The sequence below is a fragment of the Lentzea sp. CA-135723 genome, from assembly GCF_050936595.1.
Lineage (GTDB): Bacteria > Actinomycetota > Actinomycetes > Mycobacteriales > Pseudonocardiaceae > Lentzea.
This window is the reverse complement of sequence record NZ_JBNJMK010000001.1, coordinates 6,160,691-6,172,959: the sequence shown is the minus strand read 5'-3', so window position 1 is coordinate 6,172,959 and position 12,269 is coordinate 6,160,691. Positions and strand designations below refer to the sequence as shown.

Genomic DNA, 12,269 nt, shown 5'->3' with positions numbered 1-12,269 from the left:
ACACCGGAGAAGACCTGCGGCGTTGAAGGAACTCATCGGTACCCCGAGTCTTCCTCATCCGCCGCCTGGTCTCACCCAGGTTTCTCGTCCGTCTACCTGTGCGTCGAACGAGCAGACGACGAATCGACATGGCCGGCCGTAGTTTTTTCCGGATGGGGTGGCGGCTGGGTGAGTTGATCGCGCAACATCGCGTGCCGGGGGCCCAGGTGGCCCTGCTGAGCTGCGGAAATGTCCACGCAGAGGCCGCCGGGGTGCTGAGCGCGCGGACTCGGGTCGAGGTCACGGACGACTCGTTGTTCAAGGTCGGCTCGATCACCAAGCTGTGGACGGCGACGCTCACGCAGTACCTCGTGGACGACGGGCTGCTGGACCTGGACGCGCCCGTCAGCGACCACCTGCCGGGCTTTCCGCCCACGCTGACCGCGCGTCACCTCCTCACCCACACGGGCGGGATCGAGGCCAACCACTTCTTCGACACCGGGCGGAACGACGACGCGATCGGCCGGTACGCCGACGCCATCGCGGCCGCGGGCCAGCGGGTCGCGCCCGGCACCGGGTTCACCTACTCCAACAGCGGGTTCGTGGTGCTGGGACGGCTGGTGGAGGTGGTCGGCGGGCAGGCGTTCCACGACGCGCTGAAGGAACGGCTCATCCGGCCTTTGCAGATCGACGAGGTCGCCACCGACGCAGACGAGGCGATCGCGCACCGCACCGCGTTCGGGCACGTCGAGGACGGCACGCCCGTCGCCAACTGGGCCGTCGCGTACGGCACGGCGCCCAGCGGGTCGCACTTCTCGATCAGCGCGCGGCAGTTGATGGAGTTCGTGCGGCTGCACCTCGACGATCCCGGGCTGGCGGCGATGCGCGCGGACCAGGGCGTGGTGGTGCCGGACCTGGGCACCGGCGCCGTCGGGTGGGGGCTCGGGTGGATGCGGTTCCGCGACGGCGTCGGGCACACCGGGGTGTCGAAGGGGCAGAAGGCCTTCCTGCACGTCGACGCCGAACGGCGGGCGGTGGCCGTGCTGACCAACAGCGTGAACGGCGAGCCGTTGGCGCACGACCTCATCACCCGGCTGATGCGGTCCGTCACACCGTGACGACCACGTTGCCGCGCTTGTGGCCTGCGTCGACGTACCGGTGGGCCGCGGCGATCTCGGCCAGCGGGTACGTGCGGTCGACGATCACGCGCAGCTCGCCCGACTCCAGCAGGGAGCTGATGAACGGCAGCGCCGCGCGCTTGTTCACGGACATGCCGACGAGCACGCGCTTGCTGCGGAACGCCGTCCACAACGCCCAGAGGTTGTTCACCAGGCCGGTGGTCGGCAGGTACTTGCCGCCGGGACGCAACGAGCGGCGGACGGCCGGGAAGGAGGACTTGGTGACCGTGTCGAAGACGATGTCGTAGGCACCGGCGTCGGACGTGAAGTCGTGGGCGGTGTAGTCGATCACCTCGTCGGCGCCCAGCGAGCGGACCAGGTCGGCGTTCGAGGGGCCGCAGACGGCCGTGACGGTGGCGCCGAAGTGCTTGGCGAGCTGGACGGCGTAGGTGCCGATGCTGCCGGACGCGCCGTTGACCAGGACTCGGTGGCCGGGACCGACCTTCGCCCGGTCGCGCAGGAAGAACAACGCCGTGGTGGCGCCGTCCACCGCGGCGGCTGCCTCGGCGAAGGTCAGCGATGAGGGCTTCAGGGCCAGCGAGCCACTGGCGGGCAGGCGGACGTAGTCGGCGTGCGCGCCGACGGCGAAGCCGGTGAAGCCGAAGACCTCGTCGCCCGGACGGAACGCGGTCACGCCGGCACCGACCGACTCGACGGTGCCGGACACCTCCAGGCCCAGGGTGCGCAGGCGGGCTCGCGGGCGGCGCAGGCCCAGGATCACGCGGCCCCACAACGGTTCGCCGCGGCGCATGGCGCACTCGGCGGACGTCACGGTGGTGGCGTGGACCTTGATCAGGACGTCGCCGGGGCGGACGGGCGGGACCGGCTTCTCGACCACCTGGACCACGTCGGGCGGACCGAACCGGGTGTGCACGGCAGCTCTCATGAGAGAACGGTAAAGACGTTTCGCCCCAACGGTTTCGAGAATCAGGGACAAAGCAGGGCGTCACCTAGGGGCTCGGACCGTGGTCCGATGCGGAGTTCGGACCCGAGGCCGATCCGCAAGCAGGAGAACGCTGGCACCGTTCTGGGACATGAGGTTTCCCAACGGATGGGTCGGGGGCGTGGCGCTCGTCGCCGGGCCGGTGCTGTTGCTGGCGGGCACGCTGCTGCGGTCGCCGTTCGACTTCTTCTTCCCCGACCAGCTGAGGGCGGTGGCCGAGCACCCCGCGCTGATGCGGGCGGCCTACACCGCGTTCCTGGCCGGGACCGTCGTCATGTGGGCGGCGGTGGCCTTTCTCGTGCACCGGATCGGCGCGACCAGGTGGGCGGCCTGGGGCGGGGTGCTGGTGACGGTCGGGCTGTTCGCGCGGACCTTCCACGCCGGGGTCGACCACGCCGCGTTCAGCGCCACGAAGCACTTGGGTGTCGTGGAGGCGACGGAACTCGTCGCGCAGGGGTACGGCGACCTGCACCTGTTCAGCTTCCTGTCGTTCACGATCATGTTCGGCTGGTACGTGCTGGCGTTCGCGGCGTACCGGGGCGGGCTGGGCCGGATCCGGTCGGTGGCGCTGGCCATGATGGGACTGCTGCCGCTGGGCGTGCTGAAGGGCACCGAGATCGTGTCGATCATCGGCACGATCGGGCTGTGCGTCGCCTTGGTTCCGTTAGGGGTGAAAGTGCTCATGGAGCAGCCGACGCCGACGAGGAAGAACGTGCTCACGGCGGTGCCGGTCGCGGTCGGGTTAGGTGCGCTCGCGGTGCTCAGCACGCTTGGATGACGCGAACGGCACCAGGAACCACAGGCCCGCGAACACGACGAACGCCACCACGCCGACCAGCACGGCGGGCCAGCCGCCGAGCACGACCTCGGCCAGCAGGAGCACGGTGCCGGTCATCGCGAGGGCCAGGAACCCGAGCCCGATCAGCGTGAACCTGTTGCCGGACCTGACGACGTCCTCGCGGCGGCCCTGGCGGAACAGCACGCGGTGCCACGCGGCGGGCGCGGTCAGGAACGCCACGGCCAGCGCCGCGAACAGCACGGTGACCAGGTGCGTCACCCGGACGTACGTGCCCACGGACGAGTACCTGTCGGTGAACGCGATGGAGAGGAGGAAGCCGAACAGGATCTGCACGCCGGCCTGCGCGACGCGGAGCTCCTGGAGCAGTTCGTTGAGGTTCCGCGCGAGTCTGCGCTGGTCGGACTCCTCGGCTTCGCTCATCCCCTCCGCGTACCCGGCGCGTCGGCGGTGAAACACCCGTACGGGTACCGAAATGGCGGGACGCGCGCGGTGCCACTAAGCAAGAGATCCATGAAGACGCTTGCAGTCGTGGTCGCCGCCGGGCTCGTGTTCGCCGGAACCGCGCACGCCACACCCGCACCCGCGCCCGTCGCCCACACGTCCGGGAAGTTCGAGACCTACAGCGCCGCGGCGAGGGCCGTCACGCACGACCCCGCCACGGTGCCGATCGGTGCGAAGATCACCGTGGTCGGCGTGCCGACGATCGACGGCGGGACGACGGTGTTGTTGGTGCTCAACGGTTTGCTGCCGAACCGGGCGTACGGCGCGCACGTGCACGTGAAGTCGTGCGGCGCCGCGCCCGCCGACTCCGGGCCGCACTTCCAGCACGTCGAGGACCCGGTGCAGCCGTCCGTCGATCCCGCGTACGCCAACCCCCGCAACGAGATCTGGCTCGACGCGCACACCGACGCCAAGGGTTTCGCGCAGAGTTCATCCACTGTGGACTGGCAGTTCACCGAACGCCACGCGCGGTCCGTGGTGCTGCACAACGAACACACGCACACCAAGCCAGGCGAGGCAGGCACCGCCGGGCCACGGCTCGGGTGCGTGAACGTCGCCTTCTAGACCTTGTTGACCACGAAGAAGTCAGTCACGAACGCGACGGGGTCGCCCGCGGTGTTGCGGCCGACCCACGTCGGGTAGACGCCGTCACCCCACCCGGTCGAGAACGCCACGACGTTCAACCCGGACCGGGCGTCCGTCACGTTGGCGGGGCCGCGGCCGCCGCCGACCGCGCCCAGCGCGTCGATCAGCTCGCAGTTGCCCAGGTCGTCGTCGCTCACCAGCCGGTCCAGTGCCGTGGCCGTGACGATGTCGAAGAACGCGCCGGTACTCGACTTCACGTCGTACCCGAACTCCGGCATCACCGGCAGCATCGGCACGGTCTCGCCGGGCGTCACCGCGGGCCGCCACGAGTACGCGGGCTCGTCGCGGATCACGACCCTGGCGGCCGCCACGCGGTACCCCTGCCGCTCGTCGGGAACGCCGTCGCCGTCGACGTACGAGACCAGCGAGACCGACACCGGGTAGTTGCCGGGCTCGACCTCGTCGGTGAACGCCTCCGCGTCCTCCGGCCACACGACGAACGGGTCCGCCGCCACGAGTCTTCCCGTCGGCAAGGCCAGCTCGCCCACGTGCTCGACGGCGATGACCTGCTGTTCGCCGCCACCGGTCGACGTGCCGACTGGCCCGTCCACGAACAACCGCTCGAACCCGGACCTGATCAGTGCAACCGCCCCCATGAGCTAGGCCACCTCCACAGGCATGTTGGCAGACGCCCCCGACACCCGATCGGGGCACCGGGGGTGTTCGCCGTGAGTGAAGACCCCAGTCGCCGCAACGAATCCGCTGCCACGCTGGTCAGCATGGGGACGATCGAGGTAGTGCTGGGCGACATCACTCGACAGCAAGTCGACATCATCGTCACGGCGGCCAACGAGTCGTTGCTCGGCGGCGGCGGGGTGGACGGCGCGATCCACCGCGCGGCGGGGCCGAGGCTCGCGGAGGCGGGTTCGAAGCTCGCGCCGCTGGCCCCCGGCAGGGCCGTGGCCACGCCCGCGTTCGACCTCGCGCCGGTCAAGCACGTGATCCACACCGTCGGGCCGGTCTGGGAGGACGGCGAGCAGGGCGAGGACGAGGTGCTCCTGAGCTGTTACGGCGAGTCCGTGCTGCTGGCCGAGGACCTGGGGGCGAACAGCATCGCGTTCCCCGCCATCGCGACCGGCACCCACGGGTTCCCCGTCGAACGAGCCGCGCGGATCGCGGCGCTGGCGGTCCGCTCGATGCGGGTCCCCGACGAGGTCCTGCTGGTGGCGTTCGACCAGGAGACCTGCGACGCGCTCACGCGGAGCCTGGCCGAGCCGATCGAGGAGTGGTGCCCGACCTGCGGGGAGAAGGCGATCCCGATCGTGTTCGGCCGCCCCGTCCCGGAGGCCTTCCCGGCGGCGGACGCCGGTCTGATCGCCCTCGGTGGCTGCCTGGTCTCCGGCGACGGCACCGATCCGCACTGGCAATGCCCGCAGCTCCACCGGTGGACCGGCGGGCCGCTCGGCGGTCATAGCAGCTCCGCGGTGATCTCCGAAGCGGTCGCGATCACTCTCGGTGAAGATCACGGCAGGTCAGTGCCGTAACCTGGAGGGCGTGTCCGTTCCCTCCACGCTGAAGATCGGCCCGTTCGCCGTCGACCCGCCCGTCGTGCTGGCCCCCATGGCCGGCATCACGAACGTGGCGTTCCGGCAGCTGTGCCGTCAGTACGGGGCCGGGCTCTACGTCTGCGAGATGATCACCGCGCGCGCCCTGGTCGAGCGCGACCCCATGACCATGCACATGATCACGTTCGACGAGGGCGAGAGCCCCCGGTCGATGCAGCTCTACGGCGTGGATCCGCGCAACGTCGGCGAGGCCACGAAGATGATCGTGGACGAGAACCTCGCCGACCACATGGACATGAACTTCGGCTGTCCCGTGCCCAAGGTGACGCGCAAGGGCGGCGGGGCGGCGCTGCCGTACAAGCGCGAGCTGTTCCGGCAGATCGTGCGGGCCGCGGTCCGCAACGCCGGGGACATGCCGGTCACCGTCAAGTTCCGCATCGGCATCGACGACGACCACCTGACGTACCTCGACGCCGGGCGCATCGCCGCGGACGAGGGTGCGCAGGCCGTGGCACTGCACGCGCGCACGGCGTCGCAGCGGTACTCCGGCAAGGCCGACTGGTCGGCGATCGCGCGGCTCAAGGAGGCCGTGACCAGCGTTCCGGTGCTGGGCAACGGTGACATCTTCAGCGCCCAGGACGCGCTCGACATGGTGGCTCGCACGGGCTGCGACGGCGTGGTCGTCGGGCGCGGGTGCCTCGGCCGGCCCTGGCTCTTCCGGGACCTGCAGGCCGCCTTCCGCGGCGAGGAGGTCCCCGAGGGGCCGACGCTCGGCGAGGTCGCCGAGGTGCTCAGGACGCACGCCCGGTTGCTCGCGGCGCACGACGGCGAGCACAAGGGCCTGCGGGACCTGCGCAAGCACATGGCCTGGTACTGGCACGGCTTCCCGGTCGGCGGCGACACGCGCAGGGCGTTCGCGATGGTGTCGAGCCTGCAGGAGCTGGACGACCTCATCGGCACGCTCGACCGCGACGTGCCGTTCCCCGCGAACGCCGAGGGGCCGCGCGGCAGGCAGGGGTCGTCGGCGAAGGTCGTGCTGCCGGAGGGCTGGCTGGACGACCCCGAGGACGCCACGGTGCCGTCCGGTGCGGACGTGATGCACTCCGGTGGCTGAGCGGATCGCGGTCCTCTTAACCGCGCTCGTGCTCCTCACGGGCTGCGGTGGACCGGTCGCGGGCACGGCCAGGCCGGTCCAGCTCACCGAGGACCACCGCACCAAGTTCAAGGACTACTACGACCGCTTGAACAAGGCGGGCCAGGAGAGCGCGTCCAAGCAGACCGACCTGCTCAAGCAGACGCAGCACCCGGACTTCCGGCAGAAGTCCTGCGACCTGCGCGGCGGGACGATCGAGGTCGACCCCACCTGGACGACGCTTCGGGCGGACGCCGACTGGGCACCCCCCGGCGAGAAGGCCCATCCGCGCGGTGACGTCTACGTCGTCGCCGTGACGATCACGCTGCGCCAGCAGGACCAGACCATCGGCAGTCAGATCGGGTCGATGCACGTGGTGCTGTTGGACGACGAGGTGTACGGCTTCGCGCCCTGCCTCGGTGGCTGAACGGGTTGTTGATCTTCCAAGCTCACTGGATCGGAGCAGCTGACGGTCAACCGGACGGGGGAAATAGCGCCCCCACACGTCCTTCTAGCTCAAGCGCCGCCTCTCAGGAGACGACACCTGGCAGGTAAGGAGGTGACCGCGATGACCGCGCTTCAGCCAGAGACCGCAGCGACTCAGCCCGACGTCAGCGTCGAGGAGCAGGGTCCTGGCCTGGTGGGCGTGCACGAGTCCATCGCGACGTTGCTCGCCTCCCGCGGCCAGTGGCGCCAGGCGTACCAGCACCTGCGTTCCGCGCTCGACCTCGTCCACGCGGACCAGGTCGAGGAGCCGCACGTTCCGGAACAGCTGCGCCGCGAGGTCGACAGGCTGCGCCGGGAGCACGCCGAGGCACGCGAGCAGAGCCTGCGCGACAGCCTCACCGACTCCTACAACCGCCGTTACCTCGACCAACGGCTGATGGACCTGCTGGCCGAACACGGAGCGTGCCGGCACGGGCTCGCCATCGCCCTGATCGACCTCGACTGGTTCAAGCAGGTCAACGACACCTTCGGCCACCTCCTGGGCGACCGGGTGCTGCAACGCGTGGTGGAGCTGTTGCAGCAGGGCCTGCCGGAGGACGCCTTCTGCGCCCGCTACGGCGGCGAGGAGTTCGTGCTCGTGCTGCCCCGCGTGGACGCCTCCAGCTCCGTGGAGATCGCCGAGGCGGCCAGGGAACGTGTCGAGCGTCACCCGTGGCAGGAGGTCGCGCCGGGGCTGCGCGTGACCGTCAGCGTGGGCCTCGCCTACGAACCGCCCGCGCACGAGGCGCCGCAGCGCCCCGCCGTGAGCGCCGAGCAACAGCTGCTGCGCGCCGACAGCCTCCTGTACACGGCCAAGCAGTCGGGACGCAACGCGGTGGCGTACCGTGCGGATGGACGGGTTCGCCTCGCGGGTGCTGCTTCAGGCAGGCGTGCGATCGCTGAAACACGTGTTCTCGGTTACTACTGAGTGACCTGGCTCACCCGTTCAGGGCAAGCGGACTGCGCGTAATTGCGTACGGATCGCAGCCGTATCACCCGGAGTGGTCGTCAGAACTCGGCTACATCCGTAGTATCGCGGGCGCAACTGACACGCCGGTGATGCAACCCTTGTGTCCCGGTCGTCGTCACTTCGTAATGACGAACCGCTTTTGCTTCTGACCCAGAAGGGAGATTGGGTGCCCGACGACCCCCGACGTGGCGGCCCCTCTTCCCGCGGTGATCAGGATCCCCAGCACGACCAGCCGACCGGCCGTAGACGTCGCTCGATGGATGGCTCTGGGGGCCTGAGCGTCTCGGACCTCATCGAGCAGCACAGCAGGACGAACATCCCCCGACCCGTCCCGCCAGGCTCGCCCGAACCCACGACAGGCAGGCGCGCCCTGCCCGAACCGCCCGCGACGACCGGCAGGCGCGCCCTGCCAGACCCGCTGGCGCAGCAACCACCAGCACCGCAGGCACCGCAGGCCCAGCCGCCTCAGGCACCGCGGCAGCAGCCGCCCGCCGCTCACCGGCCAGGTGAGCAGACGGGTGCGCGCCCGCGTCCCGAGCAGCCGCAGAACTTCACCGGCGAGCAGACCGGCAGGCGACGCAGGGCGGAGACGCCCGAGCCGAACGGCGCGCCGCAGCCGAACGGTGCCCAGCCGCGCCCGCGTCCCGACCAGACGGGACCGCGGCCGAGGCCTGCGCAGAATCCGGCACAGAACCCGGAACAAAGCGGTACCTATCGGGTCAATCCGGAACAAAGCGGCGCGTACCGCGTGAATCCGGAACAAAGCGGTGCTTATCGCGTTCCCGGTGAACAGACCGGCCCCCGGCAACGGCCGGACGCGACGGGCATGCAACGCCGCCCGATGCCGCCGAACGGCGCACCGCCCAACGGCACTCCGCCGAACGGCGCTCCCCAGAACGGTGCTCCGCGCCGGATGCCTCCCGGTGACGCGCCGTCGCAGAACGGCATCCCGCGCCCGCCGGCTCCCGGCGACCAGCGGCGCATGCCTCCTGGCGACGCGCCGTCGCAGAACGGCATCCCCCGCCGACCGGCGCCGAACGGCGTGCCGGAGGCGGGCATGCCGACCGGCACGGTGCGCAGGCCGGACGGGCCTCCGCCGCGCCGGCTCGCCCCTGGTGACGCGCCGTCCCAGAACGGCATCCCGCGCCCACCCGTGCCCGGCGACGCCCAGGGCCCCGGTGGCCTCCAGCGCCCGCCCGCTCCCGGTGAGCAGAACACCCAGGGCGGCCTCCCGCGTCCCCCTGCGCCGGGAGGGACGCCGGAAGGCCCCGCAGCCGGTGCACCTCGCCGCCTCCTGCCAGGCGACGCACCGTCCTCGAACAGCATCGCGCGTCCTCCCGCCCCCGGCGAGGGGCCGGAATCGGGCCGCCGCCCCACGCCCCCGAACGGGGACGCGACGGGCAGGCACCCGATGCCGTCGCGCGCGGAGTCGAGCGGTCCCCGGCCAATGCCCCCGAGGGCGGAGTCCAGCGGTCCTCGTCCGGTGCCCGGCGGTCTGGCGGGCCGGCTCGGCGGGGCTGAGCCCGCCGACGAGCCGCAGGCCGACGCACCCGGTCCCGAGGCCACGCAGATCACCTCGGCCGCCGGTGTGGCCAAGGTCGAGAAGCGCGAGGACATGGACCCGCTGAGCCTCACCACCGAGATGGAGGCCATCGGCGACGACGTGAAGAAGCGCCGCGAGGTGGACCACACCCTCGCGCGGTTCTCCGCGGTGCACGACGAGCTGCTCGAGCAGGAGCGCCAGCGCAAGGAACGGCGCGCCAAGCTCATGCCGTGGGTCAAGGAAGACGACGAAGAAGAGCCCCACATCGACGAGGCGACCCAGTTCGCCGAACCCGTCGCCTCCAGCGAGGAGGAAGGCGTGCGGCGGGTCACCGGCCGCACCCCCCAGCAGCGCAAGATGATGCGCACCGCGCGGATCGGCGCGATCGCCGCCGCCGCCGTGGTGTTCGCGTCGACGGGCGTGGGCTGGGCCGCGATGAAGTGGGCCGACTCCAAGATCCAGCGGATCGACGCGCTCGGCGGCAACTCGCAGGCCGTGCAGCAGGCCGAGAAGCAGCTCGGTGACGAGAACTTCCTCCTCGTCGGCTCGGACACGAGGGCGGGTGCGAAGGCGGGCGACAACGTCGGCACCCAGGCCCAGGAGGGTGGCGCGCGGTCGGACGTGATCATGCTCGCGCACATCCCCAAGGACCGTAAGCGCATGGTCATCGTGTCGCTGCCGCGCGACGTGCGGGTCGACCGGCCGTCGTGCCGGCAGTGGAACCCGGACAACGCGCAGTACGGCGGCGCGCTGCAGCCGGAGAAGGACGTCATGGCGAACTCCGTCTACAACGACGGTGGTCCCGAGTGCGTCGCGAACATGATGACGCAGCTGACCGGCCTGCAGATCAACCACTTCGTCAGCATCGACTTCGTGGGCTTCCGCGAGATGTCGACGGCGATCGGCGGCGTCGAGATCTGCTCGCCCACGCCGATCATCGACGACGAGCTCGGTGTCGTCCTGGACAAGGCGGGCAAGTACACGCTCAAGGGCGACCAGGCGTTGTCCTACGTGCGTGCCCGCAAGGTGCAGGCGAAGGGCGACGGCGGCACGGACTTCGACAGGATCAAGCGGCAGCAGGGATTCCTGTCCGCGATGCTGCGGCAGGCGTTGTCGAACGAGGTGCTGCTCAGCCCGTCGAAGCTCAACAACTTCATCAACGCGCTCACGAAGTCCACGGTCGGCGACAACATCGACGTCGCCTCGCTGCTGGAGCTCGCGAACTCGTTGCAGAGCCTCGAAGCCGGCCGCGTGTCGTTCGTGACGATGCCGCACTGGACCGACGAGGGCCCGACGAAGTCGAACGACGACAACATCGAGCGCCTCAAGATGGACGACATCAAGGCGTTGTTCCAGACGATCATCGACGGAACGCCGCTGCCGCAGGAGAAGGCCGCGGACCCGAAGCCCGGCGAGAACAACGCCCCCGCGCAGCAGCAGCCCGGCACCCTGGTGGACCCCAAGGAGGTCAGCATCCAGGTGCTCAACGGCGACGAGACGAACGGCGGCGCGGTCGCCAGGACGTCGAACGCCCTGGAGCAGCAGGGTTTCAAGGTCGTGCGCAGGGACAACGCGCCGGAGCAGGCACCGAAGACGATCATCAGGTTCGCGAAGGGCAACGAGAACAAGGCGGCGACCCTCAAGGCCGCCGTGCCGTCCGCGGAACTGGTCGAGGCGCCCGAGATGGGCGGCGCGATCCAGCTGGTGATCGGGGCCAACTTCGACGACAAGGTGCAGGCCCCCAAGCCGGGCGGCCAGCAGGGCACTCCGCAGGGACAAGCCCAAGGTCAGACGGGTGGTGATCTGTCCATTGTGAACGCGGCACAGGACCCCTGCGCGGCGAAGTGATTCGCCTGGGGTTCACCTTTGGTTCACTCTGGCATGTCGCTGCCGCGATGGTCGGGACGTAGGCTGAGCGCCATGCGCGAGGCCTACCACGACCAGCTCGAACAGCTCGCCGACCAACTGGCCGACATGACCGGCATGGTCGCCGAGGCGATGCAGAACGCGACTGCGGCTCTGCTGCAGGCCGATCTCGGCCTGGCGGAGCAGGTGATCAGCGGCGACCAGAAGGTCGACGACGTCCGCTCCAGCATCGAGGAGCAGTCGTACGCACTGCTCGCACTCCAGGCACCGGTCGCGACCGACCTGCGCACCGTGCTCGCGGTGATCCACGCCGCGGAAAGCGTCGAGCGCATGGGCGACCTGGCGCTGCACGTGGCGAAGGCCGCGCGCCGCCGCCACCCGTCGTCGGCGCTGCCGGACGACGTCAAGCCGTACTTCGAGGAGATGGGCCGCATCGCGGTCAAGCTCGCGACCGAGGCCGCGGAGATCATCCGTGAGAAGGACGTCGACCGCGCGCGCAACCTCGAGGACGAGGACGACGCGATGGACGACATCCACCGCCACCTGTTCTCGGTGATCATGGACAAGGAGTGGCAGCACGGCGTCGCGGCGGCGGTCGACGTGACGCTGCTCGGCCGCTTCTACGAGCGCTACGGCGACCACGCCGTGTCGGTCGCCAAGCGCACCGTCTTCGTCGTCACCGGCCGGATGCCCGGCTACGGTGGCGACGACGACCTCTAAAT

At 70.3% G+C, this 12,269-nt stretch carries 12 protein-coding genes; 9 read left to right on the top strand and 3 right to left on the bottom strand.

The annotated features are described in order from the left end of the window. Positions 1 to 152: 152 nt before the first annotated feature. The gene (locus ACQEU1_RS28610; protein ID WP_433208136.1) at positions 153 to 1,097 is read left to right on the top strand and encodes a serine hydrolase domain-containing protein; all 945 of its coding nucleotides are present in this window, start codon (positions 153 to 155) and stop codon (positions 1,095 to 1,097) included. Here the strand turns inward: ACQEU1_RS28610 and ACQEU1_RS28605 are convergent. Further along, positions 1,087 to 2,043 carry an NAD(P)-dependent alcohol dehydrogenase gene (locus ACQEU1_RS28605; protein ID WP_433208133.1) on the bottom strand — a complete coding sequence of 319 codons (957 nt, stop codon included), beginning with the start codon at positions 2,041 to 2,043 and terminating at the stop codon, positions 1,087 to 1,089. The genes ACQEU1_RS28610 and ACQEU1_RS28605 overlap by 11 nt on opposite strands. Before the next feature lie 148 nt (positions 2,044 to 2,191). Here ACQEU1_RS28605 and ACQEU1_RS28600 point away from each other — a divergent pair, with 148 nt between their 5' ends. Beyond that, positions 2,192 to 2,878, top strand: coding sequence for a hypothetical protein (locus tag ACQEU1_RS28600; RefSeq protein ID WP_433208130.1), 687 nt, complete (start codon positions 2,192 to 2,194; stop codon positions 2,876 to 2,878). Here ACQEU1_RS28600 and ACQEU1_RS28595 read toward each other — a convergent pair. Further along, a complete protein-coding gene (locus ACQEU1_RS28595) occupies positions 2,843 to 3,319 on the bottom strand; it encodes a DUF6328 family protein (protein ID WP_433208127.1) in 477 nt (158 codons plus the stop codon). The genes ACQEU1_RS28600 and ACQEU1_RS28595 overlap by 36 nt on opposite strands. Before the next feature lie 90 nt (positions 3,320 to 3,409). On the opposite strand from ACQEU1_RS28595, the gene ACQEU1_RS28590 reads away from it, so the two are divergent. Beyond that, the gene (locus ACQEU1_RS28590; protein ID WP_433208124.1) at positions 3,410 to 3,964 is read left to right on the top strand and encodes a superoxide dismutase; all 555 of its coding nucleotides are present in this window, start codon (positions 3,410 to 3,412) and stop codon (positions 3,962 to 3,964) included. Here the strand turns inward: ACQEU1_RS28590 and ACQEU1_RS28585 are convergent. Then, a complete protein-coding gene (locus tag ACQEU1_RS28585; RefSeq protein WP_433208121.1) occupies positions 3,961 to 4,641 on the bottom strand; it encodes a DUF4241 domain-containing protein in 681 nt (226 codons plus the stop codon). The genes ACQEU1_RS28590 and ACQEU1_RS28585 overlap by 4 nt on opposite strands. A gap of 123 nt (positions 4,642 to 4,764) precedes the next feature. Here ACQEU1_RS28585 and ACQEU1_RS28580 point away from each other — a divergent pair, with 123 nt between their 5' ends. From ACQEU1_RS28580 to phoU, 6 genes are all read left to right on the top strand, one after another. Further along, positions 4,765 to 5,529 (top strand): macro domain-containing protein, encoded by a 765-nt coding sequence (locus ACQEU1_RS28580; protein ID WP_433208118.1) that lies wholly within the window; start codon positions 4,765 to 4,767, stop codon positions 5,527 to 5,529. 10 nt (positions 5,530 to 5,539) lie between these two features. Then, positions 5,540 to 6,664: a tRNA dihydrouridine synthase DusB gene (dusB, locus tag ACQEU1_RS28575; protein ID WP_433208115.1), complete on the top strand. Its 1,125-nt coding sequence runs from the start codon at positions 5,540 to 5,542 to the stop codon at positions 6,662 to 6,664. Further along, positions 6,657 to 7,109, top strand: coding sequence for a hypothetical protein (locus ACQEU1_RS28570; RefSeq protein ID WP_433208112.1), 453 nt, complete (start codon positions 6,657 to 6,659; stop codon positions 7,107 to 7,109). Before dusB ends, ACQEU1_RS28570 begins: the two co-directional genes overlap by 8 nt. Positions 7,110 to 7,250: 141 nt before the next feature. Beyond that, positions 7,251 to 8,096, top strand: a complete 846-nt coding sequence (locus ACQEU1_RS28565; protein ID WP_433208109.1) for a GGDEF domain-containing protein — start codon at positions 7,251 to 7,253, stop codon at positions 8,094 to 8,096. Positions 8,097 to 8,394: 298 nt separating this feature from the next. Next, positions 8,395 to 11,529 carry an LCP family protein gene (locus ACQEU1_RS28560; protein ID WP_433208106.1) on the top strand — a complete coding sequence of 1,045 codons (3,135 nt, stop codon included), beginning with the start codon at positions 8,395 to 8,397 and terminating at the stop codon, positions 11,527 to 11,529. 72 nt (positions 11,530 to 11,601) lie between these two features. Beyond that, on the top strand, positions 11,602 to 12,267 hold the full coding sequence (gene phoU, locus ACQEU1_RS28555; protein WP_433208103.1) for a phosphate signaling complex protein PhoU: 666 nt from the start codon (positions 11,602 to 11,604) through the stop codon (positions 12,265 to 12,267). The last annotated feature ends 2 nt before the right edge of the window (positions 12,268 to 12,269 follow it).